19 protein-coding genes are annotated in these 24,057 nt (G+C 65.9%); 6 read left to right on the top strand and 13 right to left on the bottom strand.

Translation table 11 applies throughout. The features are described 5' to 3' along the window. Positions 1–70 precede the first annotated feature (70 nt). Positions 71–895 (bottom strand): type I methionyl aminopeptidase, encoded by an 825-nt coding sequence (gene map, locus ACQR0W_RS07220; protein WP_315715310.1) that lies wholly within the window; start codon positions 893–895, stop codon positions 71–73. Between the two features lie 97 nt (positions 896–992). After that, the gene (locus ACQR0W_RS07215; protein ID WP_315715311.1) at positions 993–2,312 is read right to left on the bottom strand and encodes a mechanosensitive ion channel family protein; all 1,320 of its coding nucleotides are present in this window, start codon (positions 2,310–2,312) and stop codon (positions 993–995) included. Between the two features lie 209 nt (positions 2,313–2,521). Here ACQR0W_RS07215 and ACQR0W_RS07210 point away from each other — a divergent pair, with 209 nt between their 5' ends. Further along, entirely contained in the window at positions 2,522–4,315 is a 1,794-nt protein-coding gene (locus ACQR0W_RS07210; RefSeq protein WP_315715312.1) for a potassium/proton antiporter, read from the top strand. A 3-nt stretch (positions 4,316–4,318) separates the two neighbouring features. Here the strand turns inward: ACQR0W_RS07210 and ACQR0W_RS07205 are convergent, their stop codons facing one another. Together ACQR0W_RS07205 and mepA are read right to left on the bottom strand one after the other, a co-directional pair. Then, positions 4,319–4,837 carry a hypothetical protein gene (locus ACQR0W_RS07205; RefSeq protein ID WP_316167247.1) on the bottom strand — a complete coding sequence of 173 codons (519 nt, stop codon included), beginning with the start codon at positions 4,835–4,837 and terminating at the stop codon, positions 4,319–4,321. A 173-nt stretch (positions 4,838–5,010) separates the two neighbouring features. Then, positions 5,011–5,952: a penicillin-insensitive murein endopeptidase gene (mepA, locus tag ACQR0W_RS07200; protein ID WP_315715314.1), complete on the bottom strand. Its 942-nt coding sequence runs from the start codon at positions 5,950–5,952 to the stop codon at positions 5,011–5,013. Between the two features lie 394 nt (positions 5,953–6,346). On the opposite strand from mepA, the gene ACQR0W_RS07195 reads away from it, so the two are divergent. Then, positions 6,347–8,566: a putative bifunctional diguanylate cyclase/phosphodiesterase gene (locus tag ACQR0W_RS07195; RefSeq protein WP_315752237.1), complete on the top strand. Its 2,220-nt coding sequence runs from the start codon at positions 6,347–6,349 to the stop codon at positions 8,564–8,566. On the opposite strand, the gene ftrA is transcribed toward ACQR0W_RS07195, so the two are convergent. Further along, positions 8,540–9,571, bottom strand: coding sequence for a transcriptional regulator FtrA (gene ftrA / locus ACQR0W_RS07190; protein ID WP_316169615.1), 1,032 nt, complete (start codon positions 9,569–9,571; stop codon positions 8,540–8,542). The two genes, ACQR0W_RS07195 and ftrA, sit on opposite strands and share 27 nt — an antisense overlap. A gap of 99 nt (positions 9,572–9,670) precedes the next feature. Between ftrA and ACQR0W_RS07185 the strand changes: the two genes are divergently transcribed. After that, the gene (locus tag ACQR0W_RS07185; RefSeq protein WP_316169613.1) at positions 9,671–10,069 is read left to right on the top strand and encodes a rhodanese-like domain-containing protein; all 399 of its coding nucleotides are present in this window, start codon (positions 9,671–9,673) and stop codon (positions 10,067–10,069) included. Between the two features lie 125 nt (positions 10,070–10,194). Here ACQR0W_RS07185 and ACQR0W_RS07180 read toward each other — a convergent pair whose 3' ends face one another. Next, entirely contained in the window at positions 10,195–12,162 is a 1,968-nt protein-coding gene (locus ACQR0W_RS07180) for a methyl-accepting chemotaxis protein (RefSeq protein WP_315752234.1), read from the bottom strand. A gap of 151 nt (positions 12,163–12,313) precedes the next feature. Continuing rightward, positions 12,314–14,125, bottom strand: a complete 1,812-nt coding sequence (gene lepA / locus ACQR0W_RS07175; RefSeq protein ID WP_315825850.1) for a translation elongation factor 4 — start codon at positions 14,123–14,125, stop codon at positions 12,314–12,316. A gap of 116 nt (positions 14,126–14,241) precedes the next feature. On the opposite strand from lepA, the gene ACQR0W_RS07170 reads away from it, so the two are divergent. Beyond that, positions 14,242–15,846, top strand: coding sequence for a glycosyltransferase family 39 protein (locus ACQR0W_RS07170; RefSeq protein ID WP_316169612.1), 1,605 nt, complete (start codon positions 14,242–14,244; stop codon positions 15,844–15,846). Between the two features lie 47 nt (positions 15,847–15,893). On the opposite strand, the gene ACQR0W_RS07165 is transcribed toward ACQR0W_RS07170, so the two are convergent. From ACQR0W_RS07165 to ACQR0W_RS07140, 6 genes are all read right to left on the bottom strand, one after another. Further along, entirely contained in the window at positions 15,894–16,427 is a 534-nt protein-coding gene (locus ACQR0W_RS07165) for a putative immunity protein (RefSeq protein WP_410051226.1), read from the bottom strand. An 89-nt stretch (positions 16,428–16,516) separates the two neighbouring features. Beyond that, a complete protein-coding gene (locus tag ACQR0W_RS07160) occupies positions 16,517–16,846 on the bottom strand; it encodes an HPr family phosphocarrier protein (protein ID WP_315715321.1) in 330 nt (109 codons plus the stop codon). Continuing rightward, positions 16,843–17,244, bottom strand: a complete 402-nt coding sequence (locus tag ACQR0W_RS07155; protein ID WP_006611446.1) for a PTS sugar transporter subunit IIA — start codon at positions 17,242–17,244, stop codon at positions 16,843–16,845. Before ACQR0W_RS07155 ends, ACQR0W_RS07160 begins: the two co-directional genes overlap by 4 nt. Before the next feature lie 195 nt (positions 17,245–17,439). After that, entirely contained in the window at positions 17,440–17,901 is a 462-nt protein-coding gene (locus ACQR0W_RS07150; protein WP_316169611.1) for an HPr kinase/phosphorylase, read from the bottom strand. Then, the gene (locus tag ACQR0W_RS07145; protein WP_316169610.1) at positions 17,898–19,697 is read right to left on the bottom strand and encodes a sensor histidine kinase; all 1,800 of its coding nucleotides are present in this window, start codon (positions 19,695–19,697) and stop codon (positions 17,898–17,900) included. The genes ACQR0W_RS07150 and ACQR0W_RS07145 overlap by 4 nt, the downstream gene beginning before the upstream one ends. A gap of 222 nt (positions 19,698–19,919) precedes the next feature. Next, on the bottom strand, positions 19,920–20,621 hold the full coding sequence (locus ACQR0W_RS07140) for a response regulator transcription factor (protein ID WP_006611449.1): 702 nt from the start codon (positions 20,619–20,621) through the stop codon (positions 19,920–19,922). Between the two features lie 218 nt (positions 20,622–20,839). Between ACQR0W_RS07140 and ACQR0W_RS07135 the strand changes: the two genes are divergently transcribed. Both ACQR0W_RS07135 and ACQR0W_RS07130 read left to right on the top strand, forming a co-directional pair. Next, positions 20,840–21,565, top strand: a complete 726-nt coding sequence (locus tag ACQR0W_RS07135; RefSeq protein ID WP_316169645.1) for a HugZ family protein — start codon at positions 20,840–20,842, stop codon at positions 21,563–21,565. A gap of 680 nt (positions 21,566–22,245) precedes the next feature. Continuing rightward, the gene (locus ACQR0W_RS07130) at positions 22,246–23,859 is read left to right on the top strand and encodes a phosphoenolpyruvate carboxykinase (RefSeq protein ID WP_315715325.1); all 1,614 of its coding nucleotides are present in this window, start codon (positions 22,246–22,248) and stop codon (positions 23,857–23,859) included. Positions 23,860–24,057: the final 198 nt, after the last annotated feature.

Raw genomic sequence — 24,057 nt, 5'->3', positions numbered from 1 at the left:
GGAAGCGGTAGTCGATCAGCCGGGCATGGCAACAATCGGACGCCCGGCGGCCATTCGGCCAGGAGCCCGCTCACACCTGCGTCAGCGGCTTCTCTCCATGGCGCTCCGAGAGCGTGAAGATCTCGACGCCGTCGGCGGTGACGCCGACCGAATGCTCGAACTGCGCCGACAGCGAGCGGTCCCGCGTCACCGCGGTCCAGCCGTCGGACAGGATCTTCACATGCGGCTTGCCGAGATTGATCATCGGCTCGATGGTGAAGAACATGCCGGGCTTGAGCAGCACGCCCTCGCCGGGACGGCCGACATGGATGATGTTCGGCTCGTCATGGAACAGCCGGCCGAGACCATGGCCGCAGAAGTCGCGCACCACGCTCATGCCCTGCGGCTCGACGAAGCTCTGGATCGCATGGCCGATGTCGCCGGTGGTGGCGCCGGGCTTCACCGCGGCGATGCCGCGCATCATCGATTCGTAGGTGACCTCGATCAGCCGCTCGGCCTTGCGCGCGATCGGGCCGATCGCATACATGCGGCTGGAATCGCCGTACCAGCCGTCGACGATGAAGGTGACGTCGACATTGATGATGTCGCCTTCCTTCAGCGGCCGGTCGTTCGGCATGCCGTGGCAGACCACGTGGTTGATCGACGTGCAGGTCGAGTAGCGATAGCCGCGATACATCAGCGTCGCCGGATAGGCGCCGTGGCTGAAGGCGAAGTCCCGGACGAAATCGTCGATCCGCGAGGTCGGCACGCCCGGCTTGACGATGTCGGTGAGCGCATCGAGGCACTTCGACACCAGCGCGCCGGCCTTGCGCATGCCGGCAAAGCCGCTCGGGCCGTGCAGCTTGATCTGGCCGTTCTTGCGCGCAGCGGTGTCGGTCGCTTCGATATAGTTCATGGGCCTGTTTCGTTCTCAGGGGTGTCGCAGGGTGATCGCCTAATTTAATGATCGTGCCGGCCGGTGCAAGCCGGGTGTGCACGGCCGGATCTGCCGCCTAGCCGGTCGGCACCTCCAGCGTGGTCTCCACCGGCAGCGCACCTCCGCGAACGCGAAGCTCTCGCACCGGATACGGCACCCTGATGCCCTCGCGCTTGAAGGCCTCCCACAGCGCCAGCATCACCTCGCTCTTGACGCTGTCCATGTAGCTGGGGTCGGCGATCCATGTGGTCAGCGAGAACTTCATGCCGGCCTCGGTGAACTCGGTCAGCAGGCAGTTCGGCGCCTTCGATTTCAAGGTGCGCGGCGTCTCGGCCGCGATCTCGGTGGCGAGCTTGCAGACGACCCGGGGATCGGCGTCGTAGTTGGTGCCGAAATTGACCTTCACCAGCGTGTTCTTGTCGGTGTAGGTCCAGTTGGTCACCTTCTGGGTGACGAGGTCCTCGTTCGGGATCAGGAACTCGCGGCCGTCGCCGGCGGCGACCGAGATATAGCGCGTGTTCATCGCGCTGATGCGTCCCGAGCTGTCGCCGATGGTGACGAGATCGCCCGGCTTCACCGATTTGTCGGCCAGCAGGATGATGCCCGCGACGAAATTGGCGACGATGCGCTGCAGGCCGAGGCCGATACCGACACCGGCGGCGCCGGAGAAGATCGCGAGCGCCGACAGGTTGATGCCGACCGCGCTGATCGCAATCGCGACGCCGAGGATCATCAGGCCCATGCGGACCATCTTGATCAGGAGCACCTGGATCGACGGCGTCAGGTCCGTCGAGCGCGTGATGCGGCTCTCGACGAAATTGCTGGCGATGTTGGTCAGCCACAGCACCGCGAGCAGCAGCACGCCGAGCTTGATCACCAGCAGCGGCGTCAGCCTGAGGCCGCCGAGCACGACCGAGATGGAATCGAGCGCGTCGACGACGTTGTCGAGCTGGCCGATGATGCTGAGCGCGGCCACCAGCCAGGCCGAGATCGACACGATCTGCACGATGAAGGTGCTGCGGATCACCGAGGTGATCAGCCGGATCACGAGCCAGGCGAGCGCCAGCTTGAGCGCGACGGCGAGCAGGTAGCTGCGGCTCGGCCAGGTCCACAGCAACATGCCGGTGCGGGCGATCCGCATCAGGATCACGAACACGACCGTGGTGACGCTCTCCAGCAGCACCCGTAGCAGCTGCCGCAGCGGGCCAGGCCAGCCCATCGCCAGCGAAGTCAGGTCGATGCGCGCACGCACGGCGGCGCTCGCCGCAAAGGCGATGCCGGCGCCGCTCAGCACCAGTCCGAGTTGAAGATAGAACCACGGCGAGGTGACCTCGGCGCCGATCGAGCGGCCAACGGTCTGCAGGAAGTCGAGAACGTCTTTCAGGTCGAGGTCCATCAGCGGGGTCTCGGAGGGGAACAGTGGCGCGGGTTGGCCGGATCAGCGGAATTTAGTTCGTTTTCGTCACAGGCGATTGCCGCGAAATATACCCCGAACGCGGGCAAGGATGGAAAAATGGGCATATCGCCGCGATAAGAGCAAATCCGGTTGGCGTGCAAGTGTGGCGACGATAAGGATGTAAAACTCGGATCCATCAACGTTTTTTCATGTCATCCCTCGACGCCGTCAGCATTGCGATCCTCCTCGGTGCGGTCCTCGTGATGGCCGGCATCCTGTCGAGCCTGCTGGCGTTGCGCTTCGGCGCGCCGCTGCTGCTGGTGTTCCTGGTGATCGGCATGCTGGCGGGCGATTCCGGCCCTGGTCATATCGAATTTCAGGACGTCCGTACCACCTATCTGGTGGGCTCCGTCGCGCTGGCGCTGATCCTGTTCGACGGCGGTCTGCGTACGCGCTTCCAGAGCATCCGTACTGTGCTGGCGCCCTCGATGGTGCTTGCGACCGTCGGCGTGCTCATGACCGCCTTCATCACCGCGCCGGTGGCGAAATATGCCCTCGACCTCGGCTGGACCGAGGCGATGCTGGTCGGCGCCGTCATCGCCTCGACGGATGCGGCGGCCGTGTTCCTGCTGGTCCACGCCCAGGGCCTGCGGCTGCGCCCGCGTGTCGGTGCCACGCTGGAGGCGGAGTCCGGCAGCAACGATCCGTTCGCGGTGTTCCTCACCCTGATGCTGGTCGAGCTGATCTCGGTCGGTCACGGGTCGTTCGGACATTTCGTGTTTGAGCTGATCCGCGAGGCGGTGCTCGGCACGCTGTTCGGCATCGTCGGCGGCCGCCTCGTCGTCATCGGCCTCAACAAGGTCGCGCTGCCGCAGGGCCTCCACGCGCCATTCGTGACCACCGCCGCGCTGGTGATCTTCGGCATGGCGCAGATCGCCCACGGCTCCGGCTTCCTCGCGGTCTATCTCGCCGGCCTCATCGTCGGCAACCGGCCGACCCGCGCGCACAACTCTGTCGTCACCTTCCTCGATGCCGCGACGTGGCTCGCCCAGATCGTGATGTTCGTGCTGCTCGGGCTGCTGGTGTCGCCGCAGCGGCTGCTCGACAGCCTGCTGCCGGCGATTGCTGTTGCGCTGATGCTGATGCTGGTGGCGCGACCCGTTGCGGTGTTCGTCTGCCTCTATCCGTTCCGCTTCAACTGGCGGGAGAAGGCGTTCATCGCCTGGACCGGCCTGCGCGGCGCGGTCGCGATCTTCCTCGCCTCGATCCCGCTGCTGGTCGGCCTGTCCAGCGCCTATCTCTATTTCGACGTCGCGTTCGTGGTCGTGATCATCTCGCTGCTGGCGCAGGGCTGGACGCTCGGCGTGGCCGCGCGCAAGCTGCACGTGGCGCTGCCGCGCACCGATCGGGGCCCGCGCCGCATCGAGCTCGATCTGCCCGGCCAGCTCGAGCAGCAGCTGGTCGGCTATTCGATCCGCTCCAAGAGCCTGTACTTCCGCCGCGGCCTGATCCCGTCCTGGTCGAAGCCGACCCTGGTGATCCGTAACGAGCAGATTCTGTCGCCGCCCGAGGCCGAGCCGATCGCGCCGGGGGACTATCTCTATCTGCTGGCGCCGCCGGAAAAGGCCGAGTCGCTCGACCGCTTCTTCGTCGACATGCCGCCGTCGGCCGCGCCCGACCCGCATCTGCTCGGCGACTTCATGGTCTCGGCCGAGCATACGCTCGACGAGGTCGCCGGCATCTACGGCGTCAAGCTCGGCGAGGGCGAGGACAAGCTGACGCTCGCCGACTATTTCGACATCCATCTCGACAACGCGCCGAAGGAAGGCGCGACCGTGGCGCTCGACACCATCGTGCTGGTCGCCCGCTCGATCTCCGGCGGCCGGGTCAACGTGGTCGGACTGCGTCTGCCGGAGGACGAGGAGGATGTGCCGGTGCTGACGCGCAAGGAGCGGATGAAGCGCAAGCTGGCCAGTGTCTGGTCGTCGGTCGCGGGGGTTTGAGCGTCATTCTGCCGCCGGCAGGACGGCGATCGAGATCGCATTCTCCGGCGCGCCGCTGACCTGCAGCACGAAAGGCTTTGATCCCAGCTCGTACTTCATGGTCTTGCGAATGCCGTCGCAATCGGTGGCGCCGCTGAAGCCGGCCGGCTTGAGGATCTTGCCGTCCTGCACCACGTCGATCCAGGCCGCGGCCGACAGGCTGATGGTGTAGACGCCGGCCTTGGGCGCTCCGGCGATCCGCGTGAGGCCGGCGAAGCTGCCGTCCCTGGGCGCGCGCTCCGGCGGCATCGCCAGCTTGGCGTCAGCCGTCGGACGCAGCTCCAGCACAATCCCGGTCGCGGGAATAGCGGCCATCTCGGCGCCAGATACGAGCTTCTCGCGGTCGGCTGCGGTCAGCGCGGCGCGCTCGCGCGCGATGTCCCATTTGAACTTGTCGCAGCCGCTCGGTTCGGCGGCAACCGCAGCCGAGCTCGCGGCCACCGTAACGAGGAAGGCGGTCGTGGCGGGACGGATCAGGATCATGACGGACTCGCGACTGTTACGCCGCGCAGCGGCGCGCGGCATCTTGATACCGCGATAACAGGAGGTGGAGGGACCGTCATCCCCTTCGATCGCCGCGCTGACGGCGCGAGCAATATCATCCTATGGCAATCGTCCCGCCGCTGCGACTCCCAATCACGGCAGCGTCGGCCGAATCAATTCTTGGCGTCCGGCGCATGCAGCACCGCTCGGCAGCCAGGCGGCAGTTGCGCCATCGTCAGCGGTTGCGGCGGCTTAGGGGGCTCTTTCGGCGGCAGCGGATGCAGCACCGCATCCGAGAACCAATAGTCGAGGTCGCCGCAGCCATCGCCGCCCTCCTGGTTGGTCTGGCCGTGGCAGTCCGGATTGCCCGGCGGGCACACCATGCGGATGTGGAAGTGATAGTCGTGGCCCCACCACGGCCGCACCTTGGTGAGCCAGCTACGGTCCCCCCTCGCGTCCCGGCACAGCGCCTTCTTGATCGCGGCGTTGACGAAGATGCGCTGCACCGACGGCTCCTGGGCCGCGGCGCGGATCACGGCGACGTGGCCCTTCGTGAACACCCGCGGATCGACATCGAGGCGATCAGGCCGAACCATCATGACCGCCGACATCTCCTCGCGCTCGTTGCGCGACAGCCTGTGGTCAGGCATCGGCGTCAGCCAGATGTCGGCGTCGAGCCCGATTTGATGGCTGGCATGGCCGGACAGCGCTGGTCCGCCGCGCGGCTGGCCGATGTCGCCGACCAGGATGCCGGGCCAGCCGGCATCCTTGTGCGCGCGGGTCGCCAGCCGCTTCAGCAGCGCGATCAGGTTGGGATGGCCGAAATTGCGGTTGCGCGACAGCCGCATCACCTGCCAGCCCTCGCCGTTGACCGGCATTCGCTCGGCTCCGGCGATGCAGCCGCGATTATAGGTGCCGATCACCCTGGTCGGTTGCGCCGACGGCAGGATCCTCCGGGCGAACAGCTCCTTGGCCGGCGTATTCGGATCGTCCGGATGCGCCAATGGCGGCAGGGCCTTTGGCTCGACGCTGCCCTTGTCCTGGGCATGGGCCGGGGCCGCCACGGCAATGACGGCCGAACTGATGATGGCGACCAGAATCAGGCGGACATGCATGGCGCCAGTGTAGCGTCTGCCGACCGGCCGAGTTGCCCAATTCTACGTCAACAGCGGGTCATTCGGGCCGTTTTAACCTGGCTCTAACCCTGCTGCCGGATTGGCGGAACCGGCTGAACACGGCTCAATTGCGTGACTTCGTTCGGTAAATGAACAATAAGCGCAGGGCCATTGCACGGTATGCGGGTCTTTTCTGGCCCGTGGCAACCGACGTCACTTATCGCTGGTTGTACAGCAGCCCTTGGTTGATCCTCCGCGCAAGTCTCAACTCTCCAAATGCGCGAGTGCATCCACCTGTTCCCGTAACCAGTGGCTGTCGCGCCCTGCATCAAGATACCATTTTTTCAGAAACGTGGCCGAAAACTGCCGTTCGAGAAGGAGAGTGAGGCACGCGATGCGGCCCGTTCGGCCACCCACGGCAAAAAAGCGCAATCGCGTGCCAAGCGCCCGCGATGCAGTTCACCCGGTCAAGCCAAGCCCGAGATTGCGTTGGCACAATTTGCGCAAGCTCGCCCCCGTCGATGAGATCGGCGGCAAGTGCGCCGAAGTGGCGATGGCTGAGGCGAAGAAGGCGCATGATCGGCTCATCGAAGCGATCGACATTCTTCCCGAGGGGATCGTGTTCCTCGACGCCGACGGCCGCTACATTCTCTGGAACAAGAAATACGCCGAAATCTACAACCGCAGCTCGGACCTGTTCGAATCCGGCGCCCGGCTGCAGGATACGATCCGGATCGGCGTTGCCCGCGGCGACTATCCGGAAGCCGCGGGCCGCGAGGAGGAGTGGATCGCCGAGCGGCTCGAAAAGCTGTTTCATCCGAGCGGTCGCCATGAGCAGAAGCTGTCGGACGGCCGTACCATCCTGATCGAGGAGCGTCTGACCGGCGATGGCGGCATCGTTGGCCTGCGCGTCGACATCACCGAATTGAAGCAGCGCGAGGAGTCGTTCCGCCTGCTGTTCGACGGCAATCCGGTGCCGATGATCGTCTGCGCGACGGATGACGGGCGCGTGCTCGGCGTCAACGAAGCGGCGGCCCAGCATTACGGCTACAGCCGGGACGCCTTCGAGCGGCTCAGCATCCGCAGCCTGCAGGCCTATGATAGCGAGCCGCCCTGGGCAGGCGAGCAGTCCAGCGAGGAGCAGGCGGCGCGCACCTGGAAGCATGTCCGCGCCGATGGCGCCCTGATCGATCTCGCGATCTATTCGCGCCATCTCGTCCACAACGCCCAGCCCGCGGTGCTGCTGGCGCTGATGGACATCACCGAACGCAAGCGCGCCGAGGCGCGGCTCGCCTTCCTGGCCCAGCACGACGCACTGACCGGCCTGCCGAGCCGCAACCTGCTGCGCCAGAAGATCGATGACAAGCTCACCCAGATGCGGCGCGGCTCCGAGAAGATCGCCGTGCTGGTGCTCGGCCTCGATAATTTCAAGTCGATCAACGATACCCTCGGCCACGCGGTCGGCGACCGGCTGTTGCGCGGGGTCGGCAAGCGGCTGCGCTCGGTCCTGCGTCAGGAGGACATCGTCGCGCGACTGAACTCCGACGAGTTCGCGGTGGTGCAGGGCGGGCAGGCGCGGCCGGAGGATGCGGCCCAGCTCTGCCGCCGGCTGCTGGAGGCGATCGCCGATCCCTATCTCATCGACGGCAGTTCGGTGACGATCGGTGCCACGATTGGAATCGCCATGGCGCCGAACGATGGCGACGACGCCGAGAAGCTGCTCAAGAATGCCGACATGGCGCTGTCGCGCGCGAAGAACGAGACGCGCGGCTCCTTCAGCTATTTCGAATCCGGCATGGATGCGCGGGCGCAGAGCCGGCGCAAGATCGAATCCGAGCTGCGCGAGGCCATCCAGCGCGACGTGCTGCAGCCGCATTATCAGCCGCTGATCGACCTCTCGACCGGACGCATCACCGGTTTCGAGGCGCTGGCGCGCTGGCCGCATCCAGAGCGCGGCATGATCCCGCCGTCGGAGTTCATCCCGGTCGCCGAGGAGACCGGCCTGATCTCGGCGCTCGGCCGCGCGATGTTGCGGCACGCCTGCAACGACGCCGCGAAATGGCCGGACGACGTCCGTGTCGCCGTGAACATGTCGCCGCTGCAGTTCCGCGTCGGCAACGTGCTGTCGCTGGTGATGGACGTGCTGAAGCAGTCGGGCCTGCCGCCGAGCCGGCTCGAGCTCGAGATCACCGAGACGCTGGTGCTGGAGAAGAGCGGCCAGGTGCTGGCCACCCTGCATGCGCTGCGCGCGCTGGGCGTGCGCATCTCGATGGACGATTTCGGCACTGGCTATTCCAGCCTGAGCTATCTGCGCAGCTTTCCGTTCGACAAGATCAAGGTCGATCAGTCCTTCATCCGCGGTCTCGCGGCCAATCGCGAGGCGCAGGCGATCGTCCGCTCGATCGTCAGCCTGGGCAAGGGGCTCGGCGTCATCATCACGGCCGAAGGCGTCGAGACGGAGGCGGAGCTGCGCTGTCTGCGCGCCGAGGGCTGCCATGAAGGGCAAGGCTATCTGTTCAGCCGGCCCCGGCCCAATGTCGACATCGTCCGGCTCTTGCAGGCGCAGCGGGATGCCATGGACGGTACCTCACCCGGCAACGCGCTGGTGGCTTGAGCGAGCGACGTTGGCCGATGTTGGACGCGCCTCGAAGCGCCGCCGATAGGCCGCGGGCGACGTTCCGACGATGCGCCGGAAAGCGACGCGAAACGTTTCGAGCGACCGGTAGCCGCACTGCGCCGAGATGTCCGCCAGGGAGAGCGTCGCATTCTCCAGCAGCTCCCGCGCCCGCGTCATGCGCTCCTGCTGCAGCCAGGCCGCAGGGCTCGCGCCCGTGCTGTCCTGGAACGCCCGCAGCAAGGTCCGCTCGCTCATCCCGGCGCGTTTTGCCATCGCGCTGACCGCAATCGGCTGCGCCAGTCGCCCCCGTGCCCAATCCATGACGTCGCCGATCGTCCGTCCCGGGCGGGCCTGGACCGGTGCGACGACGTATTGCGCCTGCCCGCCGTCCCGGTGCGGCGGCATCACCAGCCGCCGGGCAACGCTGTTCGCAACCTTGCTGCCGAAATCGCGCCGGACCAGATGCAGGCAGGCGTCGATGCCCGCCGCGCTGCCGGCCGAGGTGATGACATTGCCCTCGTCGACATAGAGCGTGTCCTCTTCGACGCGAATATTCGGATAGAGCCGCTTCAGGTCGGGAATGTGCCGCCAATGCGTGGTGGCGCGCCTGCCGTCGAGCAGGCCAGCGGCGGCCAGAATGAACACGCCGGAGCAGATCGACAAGCACCGCGCGCCGCGCGCGGCCGCCTGCGCGATGGCGCGCAGCAGGCGCTCGGGCGGCCGCTCGGTGCGATCGCGCCATCCTGGAACGATGATCGTGCTGGCTTGCTTCAGGCGTGACAGGGGCGCGCCGGCCTCGACCACGATGCCGCCGGTCGCGCGGGCACGCCGCGCTTCGGCAGAGACCACCGTGAACCGGTACCAAGGGAAGTCGAACTCCGGCCGCGGCAGCCCGAAGACTTCGACCGCGATGCCGAACTCGAACGTGCACAGCCCGTCATAGGTGATGACGGCGACCAATCCCGGATTCGGGTGTGGAGCATGGGTTGCGGCGCGGGGCATTGGCGGAAACTTACCGAACTTTGTCCGATCCGTCACTTGGGTCGCCCCGCGTAGCGCGCGAGATTGGAGGAGCTCACGCAACGTCGCAGGAGAGAGACGATGACGACCCATGTCACCGAGGTGCCCGCAGCCCCGTCAGCCCAGGCGCTCGCCCATTTCGAGGCGATGCTCTCATTCGAGACCGATTGCTGGGACGTGCACGAGAGTCTGCATGCAGCAGCTCCGGACTTCATCCTGGTGGATGTCAGGGGCCCGGCCTCGTTTGCCAAGGGGCACATCACCGGCGCCATCAACATCCCGCACCGGACCATGACCGCGGAGCGGATGGCCGAGTACGCGAAGGACAGGCTGTTCGTGGTCTACTGCGCCGGCCCGCACTGCAACGGCGCCAACCGCGCCGCGATCCGGCTTGCGCGGCTGGGACGGCCCGTGAAGATGATGATCGGCGGCATCACCGGCTGGCTCGAGGAGGGCTTTGCACTCGCGACCGGCGATTGAAGCGGAGGCCCGGCTGTTACCTCATCACCAGCGTCGTCCCCGCGAACGCGGGGACGACACCGATTTTGGAGCTCGCCGCCTTGGAAGGCTGCGAGCCAAGAGGGCGGGATGGCGAAAGTCGCCCGCTACGCCGCCTTGCGCAGGCCGGCGAGGAAGGTGTCGACGCTCTTGAACAGGTCGTTCGCACGCTTGCCGAGGTCGCGCGTGGCGACCATGACGTGGTCGGCGAGCTCGCGTGACTGCTCGGCGGCGTCACTGGCGCCGACGACGTTCTGCGACACCTCGTTGGTCCCGGACGCCGCCTGCTGGACGCTGCGCGCGATCTCGCGCGTCGCCGAGTCTTGCTGCTCGACGGCGGCGGCGATGGTCGCGGCAATGCCGCTGATCTCCTGGATCGTTGTGCTGATGCCGCCGATGGCGGTCACGCAGTCGGACGTCGCGGCCTGGATCGAGGTGACCTGGCCGGCGATCTCCTCCGTCGCCTTGGCGGTCTGTCCGGCCAGCTCCTTGACCTCGGCTGCCACGACCGCGAAGCCGCGGCCCGCCTCGCCGGCACGCGCCGCCTCGATGGTCGCGTTGAGCGCCAGCAGGTTGGTCTGGCTCGCGATCGCGTCGATCAGGCGCAACACGTCGCCGATCCTCTCGGCGGCTGCGGCGAGGCTGCCGACCATCTCGGTGGTCTGGCGCGCCTTGACGACCGCGGCATCGGCCACCTTGCTGGAATGCGCGACCTGGCGACCGATCTCGGTCACCGAGGAGGCGAGCTCCTCGGAGGCCGCAGCGACGGTCGACACGCCGCTCGAGGCTTCCTCGGACGCGGCCGCGGCGGCCGCTGCGCGCTGCGAGGTGCCGTTGACGCTGACCGTGATCTCGTGGACGACGCGCTCCATGTCCGCCGTGGCCTTGGCAACCGAGGACACCACGCCCTTGACGTCGGCCTCGAACCGGTCGGCCATCTGCCGCTGCAGCGCCTGCTTCTCCTGCTCGGCGCGGTGTTGCGTCGCCTCCTGCGCCTCGCGCAGGCTGGCCGTCTCGATCATGTTGCGGCGGAACACGTCGACCGCCTGCGCCATCGTGCCGAGCTCGTCCTTGCGCTGGCCGCCGGGGATCGCGACCTCGGTGTCGCCGCTCGACAGCCGGTGCATGACGGCGGTGATGGCGACCAGCGGGCGCGAGATGCCGCGAGCGACGAACAGCGCGACGATGACGGCGAGCAGCAGGATTACGACCGTGCCGATGATCAGCTGCTGCTGCGCGCTGGCGGCGGCGGCCTCATAGGCGGTGGTGTCCTTGATCAGCTCCAGCACGGCGATCGGGTCGCCGGCGTAGTTCCTGATCTGGCCAGCATAGACCGCGGCGGGCTTGCCGGCCAGGGTGGCATCGCGCAGCAGCGCCGTGCCCTTGAACACCGCGAGCACCTCGTCCGGGGTGGCGACGGTCTCGTCGCCGAACGTCGAGGACAGCCGCTTCGGCTGGCCGTCGTTGATCCAGTAGACGGCGAGATCGATGCCGAAGCGCTGCTTGGCGCGCTCGACGAATTCCTTGCCGAAGGCGGCGCCGACGTCGACGGTCGCGATCACCTTGCCGTCGCGCACGATCGGGGTCATGCCGAAGATGCCGAGCGACAGCCGGCTCTGCTCGACGCCGGCGATCAGGCGGCCGGTCTGGTTGGCCTGCACCACGGTGATGCGGCGCTTCGAGGTGTCGTCGCCGAACACCTTGGGCTCATGCACGCGATAGAAATTGGTGGCCGGCGGCGCCCATACGTTCACCAGCGGAATGCCCTGCGCCTTCAGCGACGTCATGGCGCCGCCGAGCAGGGCGCCAAGCGCGTCGCGGTCGCCCTTGAGGTAGGCGTCGGCGATCGGGGGCAGCGCCGCCAGGGTGGAGCTGACCGCCAGCGCGGCGCGGCCTTCATAGTCGATGCCGGCCGACACGCTGTCGAACTGCAGCTTGAGCTGCTGCTCCAGCGCCAGTCGGGTCAGAGCGCGCTGCTGGATGACGGAGAAGGTGCCGAGCACGGCACAGGCGATGGCGACGGTCAGCGAGAGCGCGATGATCAGGCGGGCGGAGATCGACCGGAGGCGGGACATTCGGGGCATTCCTTGCTTTGCAGCAAGGGTCCCAGGATACCATTAAGGAACAGATACCGTAGTTGCACGGGAGCGCTGGTTCCGCTTTGGAATCCGGATTTTCTTCAGCCTATCGTGCTGATGAAACCAGGAGAGGGGGCGGGCCCGCGCCTCAGCTATCCACCTTGAGGGCGGCGATGAAGGCTTCCTGCGGGATGTCGACCTTGCCGAACTGCCGCATCTTCTTCTTGCCTTCCTTCTGCTTCTCCAGAAGCTTGCGCTTGCGGGTGATGTCGCCGCCGTAGCACTTCGCGGTGACGTCCTTGCGCAGCGCGCGCACGGTCTCGCGCGCGATCACCTTGCCGCCGATCGCCGCCTGGATCGGGATCTGGAACATGTGCGGCGGGATCAGGTCCTTCATCTTCTCGACCATGGCGCGTCCCCGGCCTTCGGCGCGGGTCCGGTGCACCAGCATCGACAGCGCATCGACCGGCTCGTTGTTGACGAGGATCTGCATCTTCACGAGATCGGCCGGCTTGTAGTCGGTCAAATGATAGTCGAACGAGGCGTAGCCCTTGGAGACCGATTTCAGCCGGTCGTAGAAGTCGAACACCACCTCGTTGAGCGGCAGGTCGTATTTGACCATCGCGCGGCTGCCGACGTAGGTCAGCTCCTTCTGATTGCCGCGGCGGTCCTGGCAGAGCTTGAGCACGCTGCCGAGATATTCGTCCGGCGTCAGGATCGTCGCCTCGATCCAGGGCTCCTGGATCTCGGCGATCTTGACCACGTCGGGCATGTCGACCGGGTTGTGGATCTCGATCTCCTCGCCGTCGGTCAGCTTCATCTTGTAGATGACGCTCGGCGCGGTCGCGATCAGGTTGAGATCGAACTCGCGGGAGAGACGCTCCTGGATGATCTCCAGATGCAAGAGGCCGAGGAAGCCGCAGCGGAAGCCGAAGCCGAGCGCGGCGGACGTCTCCATCTCGAACGAGAAGCTGGCGTCGTTGAGCCGGAGCTTGCCCATTGCGGCGCGCAATGTTTCGAAATCATCGGCATCGACCGGGAACAGGCCGCAGAACACGACCGGGATGGCCGGCTTGAAGCCCGGCAGCATCTCCGAGACCGGCTTGCGGTCGTCGGTGATGGTGTCGCCGACGCGGGTGTCGGCCACCTCCTTGATCGCGGCGGTGATGAAGCCGATCTCGCCGGGCCCGAGCTCGTCGACCTGCGTCATCTTCGGCGTGAAGAAGCCGACGCGCTCGACGTCATAGGCGGCCCCGGTGCCCATCATCCGGACGCGCTGGCCCTTCCTCATCACGCCGTCGACGATGCGCACCAGCACGACGACGCCGAGATAGACGTCGTACCAGCTGTCGACCAGCAGCGCCTTCAGGGTCGCCTCGCGGTCGCCCTTGGGCGGCGGCAGGCGGGTGACGATCGCCTCCAGCACGTCGGGAATGCCGAGGCCGGTCTTGGCCGAGATCATCACCGCGTCGGAGGCGTCGATGCCGATCACGTCCTCGATCTGCTGCTTGATCTTCTCGGGCTCGGCCGCCGGCAGGTCGATCTTGTTGAGGACCGGGACGATCTCGTGATTGTTGTCGAGCGCCTGGTAGACGTTGGCGAGCGTCTGCGCCTCGACGCCCTGGCTGGCGTCGACCACCAGCAGCGAGCCTTCGCAGGCAGCCAGCGACCGGGAGACTTCGTAGGCGAAGTCGACGTGGCCGGGCGTGTCCATCAGGTTGAAGATGTAATCCTTGCCGTCCTTGGCATGGTAACGCAGGCGCACGGTCTGCGCCTTGATGGTGATGCCGCGCTCGCGCTCGATGTCCATCGAATCGAGCACCTGCTCCTTGCCCGCCATCTCGCGGTCCGACAGCCCGCCCGTCATCTGGATCAGGCGGTCGGCCAAAGTGGACTTTCCATGGTCGATATGGGCGACGATGGAGAAGTTGCGGATGTTGGGAATGGGGGCGGTCGTCATGGGTCGCGCAGATAGCACCCCAAGCCCCTCACCAGCAACCATATTGCTGAATTTCCAGGGGCTTTCTTCACGGCAAGCTGATTCCCCGCGCCGCCAAAACAGGCTACCGAGGGCGGATGTCGAGTACCTCTCTTCCGCCTCTCGCGGCGCGCATGCGCGGCCGTCTCGGACCGCGGCGAATCTCCGCCTGGCTGGTGGCGCGCGCCACGGCGCCGGCAACGTCGATCTGGGTCGTCGTCACCTTCGCGATCGTCCATGCCGTGCTGTGGACGGCGATCCTGACCAATCTGAAGGCGGCGCAGGACGTCCATATGGACGTCGCCGAGGCCTATGCCTGGGGCAGCCGCTTCCTGCTCGGCTACGGCAAGCATCCGCCGCTGTCGGGCTGGATCGCCGGGCTGTGGTTCGCGGTGTTTCCGGTCAAGGACTGGGCGACCTATGCGCTGGCGATGGCCGTGAACGGCAGCGGCCTCGTCATCGTCTGGCTCGCGAGCCTCAAGGTGGTCGACCGCCGCCGCGCCTTCTTCGTCGTGGTGATGGTCGCGCTGTACCCGATCTTCAATTTCAAGGGCTTCAAGTACAACGCCGACCTGGTCCAGCTGCTGACCCTGCCGCTGCTGGTGCTGGCCTATCTCAACGCGTTCGAAAAGCGCAGCGCCGCCTCCGGCCTGTGGCTCGGCCTCGCCGGCGCGGCGGCGCTGATGACCAAATACTGGGTGCTGACCATGATCGGCGCCATCGGTCTTGCGGCGCTGCTGCACCCGGAACGGTTGCGCTTCCTGGCGTCGCCCGCGCCGTGGGTCGCGATCGTCACCATGCTGGTGGCGATGATCCCGCATCTGGTGTGGCTGTGGCGGGTCGATTTCGTCGCCATCACCTATGCCGGGGATGTCTATACGCTGTCGGATCGCGGCCGCGCCGCCGAGCTCGTGCTCGGCTATGTCGGCCACAATCTGGCGCTGCTGGCTTTGCCGGTGGCGCTGGCGGCGCTGGTGATGGCCTGGCCGCCGCGATTCGCCTTCCGCAACTGGCGCGGCGGTCCCAATCCTGGCGTGAATGTAAGCCAGGCGATCAATGTTTGGCTGGTGCAGGCGATCGTTGCCGTCGGGCCGCCGCTCGGCGGCCTCGCCTTCACGATCTACATGAAGACCGATTGGGGCATCTCGCTGTTCTTCCTGGTGCCGCTGGCGCTGGTCGCAATTCCCGCGCTGCGGCTGCGATCGGTCATGCTGCCGCGGCTCGCCGCCGTCTGGCTCGTGCTGTCGCTGCTCACGCTGATCGCCTCGCCCTGGATTGCCCGGCGCGAGATGGCCGCCAATCCGAACGGCGCCACCGGCTATGGCGCCCGTTCGGAGCTGGCGCGGGAGCTGACCAAGGCCTGGCATGCCCGATTCGGCTCGCCCTGGCCGCTGGTGGCCGGCTTTGCCGAGATGAACACGCCGATGACCTTCTACAGCCCGGACCACCCAAGGCCGTTCACGGTGCCCACCACGCCCGAGGAGACCTGGAGTTCCGGCCTGAGCGCGCTGGAGGACCTCAAGCGCGAGGGGTTCATCGGCATCTGCGACACCACCGACAACCGGATCGCGGCCTGCGAGGCCTGGATGGCCAAGGAGGCCCCGACAGCCGAGCCGCTGGTTATGACCACGCAGCGCTTCTTCCACGGCCAGGCGGGCCCTGCAATCGTTTGGAAGGTGTATATTCAGGCATCGGGGGGATAGCTCCGCGGTCGTCCCGGCCAAGCGCTCCTGCGCGCGAGGCCTCCCGATCACCGGAGCAGGGAATCGAGCTGGCGGATCAGCTCTCCGACCCGGCCTCCTCCGGGCGGCGGACCAGGATAACGCCTGAGGACGTCCACGACCTCTCGAGAAGCAAGGAGCCGTGATCGCGCGAGGTAGTCAGCGCCGACGGCGGGAACATCTCCGGCCGAGATTTCGAAAGCTCGCGCCGCGTGGCCGGCAGCTCCGAGGATGTGCTTGACCTGGAAAGGGTTCGGGAGGGGATGAAGGAAGCCCGCGCCGGCCGCGGCGAGGGCAGCGCGAGCGGCCTCATAGGCCGCGCGCAACCCCTCATCGCGGGCCTCGATTGCCGCCCGCTGCGCCGCCCACGCGCTATCCCGTAGGGATTTGCTCCGATTCCCACCGCTCGCAAAGCTTCGGGCGGCCTGTATTGCGGCTCGTGCACGAAGATCATCCGGTCGGTCGCATTCGAAGATCGCCAGCGCGGGAAGTGCAGCGACGGCGGCGTATTCAGCCACGGCTCGCAGTTCTGCCTCGCTCAGCCGAATAGCGCTATTGGACATGCCATCCTCACCGTGTCGCTATGCGAGGATAGGCGCAAATCGGGTAGAATGCCCCATTGCGGCATGGCGAAACGCGTTTCGGGAGGCCCTTACACGCCTTCTTCGTGGAACTTGTCGTTCACCAGGTCGGTGATCGCCTGCAGCGCGGCCTCCGCCTCGGGCCCGGTGGCGGAGACCAGGATCTTGGTTCCCGGCGCCGCCGCCAGCATCATCAGGCCCATGATCGAGCGGCCGCCGACGGTCTCGCCGCCGCGCGTCACCCAGACCTCGGCCTGGAACTTCTCGACCATCTGCACGAATTTCGCCGAGGCCCGCGCATGCAGGCCGCGCTTGTTGGTGATCAGCAGCTCTCGCGAGATGGCTCCGGCAGGGACAGCCGGGCCGGCGACGTTGTCCTGCTGAGCATCCTCGTCGCTCATTTGCCGGCGAGCACCCGGCTGGCGATGGTGACGTATTTGCGTCCCGCCTCCTGCGCCATGGCGATGGCGTCGGGCAGCGAGCGCTCCTCGCGCACCTTGGCGAGCTTCACCAGCATGGGCAGGTTGATGCCCGCGAGCACCTCGACCTTGGGCCGGCTCATGCAGGAGATGGCGAGGTTCGACGGCGTGCCGCCGAACATGTCGGTGAGAATGGCGACACCGTCGCCGGTGTCGACGCGGTTCACGGCTTCGATGATGTCGCTGCGACAGAGATCGGAATCATCGTCGGCGCCAATCGTGACCGCTTCGATTTGTTTTTGAGGACCCATGACGTGTTCCAGCGCCGCCCTGAACTCGTCGGCGAGGCGCCCATGGGTCACCAGTACCAGGCCAATCATCGGATACTCCTCGCGGGCGCCTTGGGTGCACCGCACGAACGCGCCACTTTGACCATCCGGAGCCCTCGCGCAAGAGGGCATATTCGCGAGTCTCCCGGATTCTGGCATACAGAATGGGAGGGGGCGGCGGTCTACTCGGTCGCGATAGTGGGGCTGATATGGTTACCAATTTGCCCCACACAATCGGCCGAAAGATTACCGGAACATGAAAGCTTGAGTGGTAATTAGTTCCGCTACAACCAGCGGGAGGGGTGAGAAACCCGGGCCGACAGGTATCCGTGGCAATTCGATACCGTTGAGATGAATCCGAAGCGATTCGGCGTTCGGCAGGCGGGCAGCGTCCTCGGCCATCAGGTCAACCACAAGCCCAAGTTTCGCCTCCGACACATGGTCGCAGGCGCGGATTCCAAGACCGCGGATCTCGATCAGCCCGGCCAGAGCGGGCGCGGGGCTCACCCACATTTCCCCGCCGCGTGTGGCGAGATGAACACGGTCGTCGCCCACCAGAACCGTTGGCGGCAGCTGTCCCGCGCGTCCGGCGAGGATCAGATCGAAGGCGAGTCGGGATTTGCCGGAACCGGAGGGGCCCCGGATCAGGACGGCCTGCTCCCCCACCTGGACGGCAGACGCATGGATGCTCGCCGTTTCGTTCGTCACGACGCCGGCAACCGGACGACGAAGCGAGCCCCGGCCGAGGTCGGATGTCCGTCGGCGTCAACAGGGCCGGGCCGGTTCTCGGCCCAGATCCGCCCGCCATGGGCGTCGATGATCTGCTTGGAGATCGACAGGCCCAGCCCGGAATTCTGGCCAAAGCCCTGGTGCGGCCGGTCGGTATAGAATCGCTCGAAGATGCGCTGCAGGGCGTCCTCGCGAATGCCGGGGCCGTCATCATCGACGGTGATCTCGATCTCCGAGCGCACGCGCCGGCAGGTGATGCGCACCTTGCCGCCGGCCGCGGAGAACGATTGCGCGTTCGACAGAAGGTTGGAGATCACCTGGCCGAGCCGCGAATCATGCCCGGGCACCGAGAAGGTGTCGTTGGCGCCGCGGCCCTCGAAGCGGACCTCGACGGTGACGTCGGTGCCGAGCTTGGTCTCGTTGGCGACCGAGGTCAGCGTGTTCAGCAGCCGGCGCAGATCGACCAGGGTCATGTCCTGGCGCTGCAGCTCGGCATCGAGCCGGCTGGCGTCGGAAATGTCGGAGATCAGCCGATCGAGCCGCTTCACGTCGTGCTCGATCACGGCGAGCAGGCGGGCGCGGCTGTTGTCGTTGCGCGCCAGCGGCAGCGTCTCGACCGCCGAGCGCAGCGAGGTCAGCGGGTTCTTGAGCTCGTGGGCAACGTCGGCGGCGAACATCTCGATCGCCTCGATGCGGTTGTAGAGCGCGTCCGTCATGTCGCGCAGCGCCCCGGAGAGATGGCCGATCTCGTCGCGGCGGCGGGTGAAGTCGGGAATCTCGACGCGGGTCTTGATGCGGCGGCGGACCCGCTCGGCACTGTCGGCGAGCCGGCGCACGGGTCCGGCGATGGTGCTGGCGAGCAGCAGCGACAGCACGATCATGACGGCGGAGGCGACGCCGCCGACCTTCAGAATGGCAAGACGCTCGGCGGTGACCATCTGGTCGATGTCGTCGCCCTGCGTCGACAGCATCAGGGCGCCGTGGATGGTGCGCGAGCGCTGCACCGACACCGCGACCGAGACGATCACTTCGCCGCGCGAATTGACCCTCACCATGCTGCGCTTCTGGCCCTTCAGCGCGTCGGCGACTTCCTCGTAGCCGTTGCCGTTCTCGGGGCCATATTCGCGGTACAGCGGCAGGTCGCCGCGATTGAGCCAGGTGCGTACCGAGATCAGCGCACGCTCGACGAAGCCGGGCTTCTCGCTCGACGGCGGCGGCAGGTCGAAGCGCAGCACGTTCTCCAGGTTGCGGCTGTCGAGCAGGAGCCCGCCATTCGGATCATAGATGCGCGCGCGCGTCTTGGTCGGCGAGATCAGCGTGCGCAGCACCGGCGCGACGCGTTCCGGATTGATCGGGAAGTCGAGCGGCGAATATTCGTCCGGCGCGCCGTAGCTCTCGCCGGGCTTGAGATCGAGCAGGCGCTCGGGATCGATGGTGATGGTGTTGGTCTGTACCGTGGCCGAGGCGGCGATGGCGCCGGCGATGATCTCGGCCTGCACCAGGAGGCTCTGCGCGCGCGCATCGATCAGGCCGGCGCGGAACTGCGACAGGTACAGGATGCTTGCAACCAGCGCGAGCAGGCCGGCGATGTTCAGCGAGACGATGCGGCGGGTGAGGCTCGAGAACGACAGCGCGAACAGGAACTGTCCGGCGCGGCGCAGCCAGCTCAGCGGACGCTGCCAGCCGGAGACGTGCGGGGTCTCGTCCGCCGCCTCGGACGCGATCGCGGCGTCGTGGGCATTCACGGCTGGGTCAAGCTGCGTGCGATCGAGCAATGTGAGTGCTCCGATTCCGAATTTCGTAGGGGTTGTGCGGCGAATTCCCGCGAGAACTCGACTTGCCGCACCCGAATTCGCCGCAACAATGGCCCCGTTCCGGCATCTGCGCTCGGACAAACGCGCAGGAGGCGTAGCCTATCCAATCGAGACCGCGACGTCAGCGCGCAATTTCGCATGACGTCGCGCAAGGCAATGCTTCAGGTCCCTTGCTGCAGGGCTTCAGGTTTCCTTGAAGCGATAGCCGACGCCGTAGAGGGTCTCGATCATCTCGAACTCCTCGTCGACCATCTTGAACTTCTTGCGCAGCCGCTTGATGTGGCTGTCGATGGTGCGGTCGTCGACATAGACCTGGTCGTCATAGGCCGCGTCCATCAGCGCGTTGCGGCTCTTGACCACGCCCGGACGTTGCGCCAGCGCCTGCAGGATCAGGAACTCGGTGACGGTCAGCGTGACCGGCTCGTTCTTCCAGGTGCAGGTGTGACGCTCCGGATCCATGCGCAGCAGGCCGCGATCGAGCGCCTTGGCGTCGTTCTCCTTCGGCAGAGCCGTCGGATCCTTCGGCTGCGAGCGGCGCAGCACGGCCTTGACGCGCTCCACCAGCAGGCGCTGCGAGAACGGTTTGCGGATGAAGTCGTCCGCGCCCATCTTCAGGCCGAACAGCTCGTCGATCTCCTCGTCCTTGGAGGTGAGGAAGATCACCGGCAGGTCGGACTTCTGGCGAAGCCGCCGCAACGTCTCCATGCCGTCCATGCGCGGCATCTTGATGTCGAGGATGGCGAGGTCAGGCTGGCTGGTCCGAAAACCGTCGAGCGCCGACGCACCATCGGTATAGGTCATGATCCGATAACCCTCGGCCTCGAGCGCGATGGAGACGGATGTCAGAATGTTGCGGTCGTCATCGACCAAGGCGATTGTGGGCATGAGCCTGCTTTCAGAGTCTGGTTACGCCGAGACTTCGAGAATCAAGATAAGGGCCGCATATTTGGGCTTCGAACATGGTCAACGAGCAATGCAAGCTGGGCTGAAGTGTGACCGAGTTCCACAAATACCATGGCAAAGTCTTGTGCCGCGCCCAGGTTTGTGGCCCGTTTAGCCGAAAAAAGGCCTTCATTGCAACTGGATGGACGAGGGAAAAGACGATGTCTGCGAGCTTTAACCCTAACCGCGTGACGCAATCCCTGCTGCGCCGAAGCCGGCAGGGCGCACTTGCGACCTTGATGGTTGGTACGGGCGATCCCTACTGCTCCCTCGTCAACGTCGCCACCGCGTCCGATGGTGCTCCGATCATCCTGATCTCGCGATTAGCTGTACACACCAGGAATGTACTTGCCGATTCGCGCGTATCGCTGATGCTCGATGAACGGGCGCCGGGCGATCCGCTCGAGGGAACTCGCATCATGCTGTCGGGCAAGGCCGAGCAGGCCACCGACGACAATCGCGAGATGATGCGCCGTCGGTATCTCAATGCGCATCCGTCCGCTGCGGACTATGCGGATTTCGCCGACTTCTCGTTCTTCGTGATTCGTCCGTCAGGCGCGCATCTCGTCGCCGGATTCGGCCGCATCGTCGATCTCAAGCCCGAGCAGTTTCTCACGGATATCTCCGATGCTGATGAACTGATTCTGGCAGAGCAGGGCGCTGTCGATCACATGAACGAAGATCACCGTGAGGCGCTCGCCCTCTACGCGACGAAGCTGCTCGGCGCCGAAGCCGCGGAGTGGCGGTGTAGCGGCTGTGACCCGGAGGGATTGGATCTGATGGCCGACGGCAAGACGCTACGGCTCGGGTTTCCCGAGCACGTAACCACGCCCGGGGCGTTGCGCAAGATGCTTGCGCGGCTTGCTGACGAGGCACGCGCGAAGTGAGGTGTAGTTCGAGCCCGCTTTGATGGCTGTGCTCATCCTCGCGTGACGAAAGACGACGACGTTCACGCATGAACGCAGTTGCGGTGAAGCTCGATGTGCACGCTCCCCGTCCAGCAGAAGGTGAGCGCCGCGCAAACCCATGGCGTGGGCGCGAGTGAGCTCATTGACGTCGCGGCCGGGAGAATCGGATTAAGTGATCCCGCAAGCGCGAGGCAATCGTGAACGGAAGCTGGCTGATCGGGTGTAGCGGCGACACGGCTGATCACCGACGCATTCCGTCGGCTCGGGCGGCGTCCCTTGATCGGTTGCAGCGATGCGCTGCGACGGGCGTTGGCCGGATGCTCGGTCTTCGCCTTGGTCTTCGCTTGCCCGCGCGAATTCGTCGATTTGAGCGTCGTTCGTCGTTCTCGTGAAACCCAACCGCGCTGATATATCTGTTGCGTTGCAGCAACTCCGCGGGGCGCAGGCGGCTGCTGCTGGAATGTGCATGGCGCGGCAAAACATGAGCTACGTACATCACGGTTTGCCAATAACCAATTGGGCCGGATCGTCTTGGCAAGACCAGCGTTGATCAGTATTAGGTCGGCGACCGCGCTTCGATAAGGCGATGTAACGGCAACGGTCACCGCGCAACGCGCGCGACTGCGCGCAACAGATGCGGGCTCTCAGGAGGGATCTTCGTGCAAGAGACGGGTATTCGCAACGGCGCCTTTGGTGCCGACAAGTTCGGCTTAAAGAACCTCAAGCAGGTGCACTGGAATCTCGGCGCTCCCCAGCTCTATCAGTATTCGCTGGCGGCGGGCGAGGCGGTGCTGTCGGCCGACGGGGCGCTGTGCGCGGATACTGGCGAGTTCACCGGCCGCAGCCCGAAGGACAAGTTCACGGTGCGCGACGCCTCCACCGAAAAGATGTGGTGGGCGGGCAACCAGGCGATCACGCCCGAGCAGTTCGAGGCGCTGCATCAGGACTTCATCAAGCACGCCGAAGGCAAGACCCTGTTCGCGCAGGATCTCTATGGCGGCGCCGATCCGAGCTTCCGCATCAAGACGCGCGTCTTCACCGAACTCGCGTGGCATTCGCTGTTCATCCGCACGCTTCTGATCCGCCCCGAGAAGATCGAGCTCGACACCTTCGTGCCGGAGCTCACGATCATCGACATGCCGAGCTTCCGTGCCGACCCGAAACGCCACGGCGTGCGCTCGCAGAACGTCGTCGCGATCGATTTCGCCCGCAAGATCGTCCTGATCGGCGGGTCCTATTATGCCGGCGAGATGAAGAAGAGCGTGTTCACGACGCTCAACTACTACCTGCCCGAGCGCGGCGTGATGCCGATGCACTGCTCGGCCAATGTCGGGCCGAACGGCGACACCGCTGTCTTCTTCGGCCTGTCCGGCACCGGCAAGACGACGCTGTCGGCCGATCCGAACCGCACCTTGATCGGCGATGACGAGCATGGCTGGGGACCGTCCGGCGTGTTCAACTTCGAGGGCGGCTGCTACGCCAAGTGCATCAAGCTGTCGCAGGAAGCCGAGCCGCAGATCTATGCGGCGTCGACCCGGTTTGGTGCGGTGCTCGAGAACGTCGTGCTCGATGAGGATACGCGCGTTCCCGATTTCGACGACGGCTCCAAGACGGAGAACACCCGCTCGGCCTATCCGCTCGACTACATCCCGAACGCCTCGCGCACCGGCCGCGCGCCGCATCCGAAGAACGTCGTGATGCTCGCCGCCGACGCCTTCGGCGTGCTGCCGCCGATCGCAAAGCTCTCGCCGGCGCAGGCGATGTACCACTTCCTGTCCGGCTACACCGCCAAGGTCGCGGGCACCGAGCGCGGCTTGGGCTCCGAGCCGCAGCCGGAATTCTCGACCTGCTTCGGCTCGCCGTTCCTGCCGCTCGATCCGTCCGTCTACGGCAACATGCTGCGGCAGCTGATCGCCGAGCACAATGTCGACTGCTGGCTGGTCAACACCGGCTGGACCGGCGGCAAGTATGGCACGGGCTCGCGCATGCCGATCAAGGTGACGCGCGCGCTGCTGACGGCGGCGCTCGACGGCAGCTTGCGCAACGTCGAGTTCCGCACCGACAAATATTTCGGTTTCGCGGTGCCGACCGCGCTGCCGGGCGTGCCGACCGAGATCCTCGACCCGGTCAACACCTGGAAGGACAAGGCCGAGTTCGACAAGACTGCGCGCGCGCTGGTCGGCATGTTCCAGAAGAATTTTGCCAAGTTCGAAGCCCAGGTCGATGCTGAGGTCCGTAACGCCGCGCCGGATCTGAAGCTGGCGGCGGAGTAGGGCTGCAAACGTCAAGGGGGCGGTCGCGTTGCGGCTGACCCCACATTTTCCCGCTCCGCCCCGTTCAATGCACGAGAGGCGCGAGCTCAAGCCATACCCACAGCTGTCGTCCCGGCGAACGCCGGCAACTGTTATGTTGATGGAGTGATCGCATAAGGTTTTCGGTCGCGCATCATGGCATTCAGGATGGTTAGAAGC

Source organism: Bradyrhizobium sp. HKCCYLRH1034 (assembly GCF_051168375.1).
Taxonomy (GTDB): Bacteria; Pseudomonadota; Alphaproteobacteria; order Rhizobiales; family Xanthobacteraceae; genus Bradyrhizobium.
Note: the sequence above shows the minus strand (reverse complement) of the source record. Positions and strands in the feature narration are given on the sequence as shown.

Excerpts from the sequence above, each read along its gene's own strand:
- map (WP_315715310.1), bottom strand. The coding sequence starts at position 895 with ATGAACTATATCGAAGCGACCGACACCGCTGCGCGCAAGAACGGCCAG.
- ACQR0W_RS07215 (WP_315715311.1), bottom strand. The coding sequence starts at position 2,312 with ATGGACCTCGACCTGAAAGACGTTCTCGACTTCCTGCAGACCGTTGGC.
- ACQR0W_RS07210 (WP_315715312.1), top strand. The coding sequence starts at position 2,522 with ATGTCATCCCTCGACGCCGTCAGCATTGCGATCCTCCTCGGTGCGGTC.
- ACQR0W_RS07205 (WP_316167247.1), bottom strand. The coding sequence starts at position 4,837 with ATGATCCTGATCCGTCCCGCCACGACCGCCTTCCTCGTTACGGTGGCC.
- mepA (WP_315715314.1), bottom strand. The coding sequence starts at position 5,952 with ATGCATGTCCGCCTGATTCTGGTCGCCATCATCAGTTCGGCCGTCATT.
- ACQR0W_RS07195 (WP_315752237.1), top strand. The coding sequence starts at position 6,347 with ATGCGGCCCGTTCGGCCACCCACGGCAAAAAAGCGCAATCGCGTGCCA.
- ftrA (WP_316169615.1), bottom strand. The coding sequence starts at position 9,571 with ATGCCCCGCGCCGCAACCCATGCTCCACACCCGAATCCGGGATTGGTC.
- ACQR0W_RS07185 (WP_316169613.1), top strand. The coding sequence starts at position 9,671 with ATGACGACCCATGTCACCGAGGTGCCCGCAGCCCCGTCAGCCCAGGCG.
- ACQR0W_RS07180 (WP_315752234.1), bottom strand. The coding sequence starts at position 12,162 with ATGTCCCGCCTCCGGTCGATCTCCGCCCGCCTGATCATCGCGCTCTCG.
- lepA (WP_315825850.1), bottom strand. The coding sequence starts at position 14,125 with ATGACGACCGCCCCCATTCCCAACATCCGCAACTTCTCCATCGTCGCC.
- ACQR0W_RS07170 (WP_316169612.1), top strand. The coding sequence starts at position 14,242 with ATGTCGAGTACCTCTCTTCCGCCTCTCGCGGCGCGCATGCGCGGCCGT.
- ACQR0W_RS07165 (WP_410051226.1), bottom strand. The coding sequence starts at position 16,427 with ATGTCCAATAGCGCTATTCGGCTGAGCGAGGCAGAACTGCGAGCCGTG.
- ACQR0W_RS07160 (WP_315715321.1), bottom strand. The coding sequence starts at position 16,846 with ATGAGCGACGAGGATGCTCAGCAGGACAACGTCGCCGGCCCGGCTGTC.
- ACQR0W_RS07155 (WP_006611446.1), bottom strand. The coding sequence starts at position 17,244 with ATGATTGGCCTGGTACTGGTGACCCATGGGCGCCTCGCCGACGAGTTC.
- ACQR0W_RS07140 (WP_006611449.1), bottom strand. The coding sequence starts at position 20,621 with ATGCCCACAATCGCCTTGGTCGATGACGACCGCAACATTCTGACATCC.
- ACQR0W_RS07135 (WP_316169645.1), top strand. The coding sequence starts at position 20,840 with ATGTCTGCGAGCTTTAACCCTAACCGCGTGACGCAATCCCTGCTGCGC.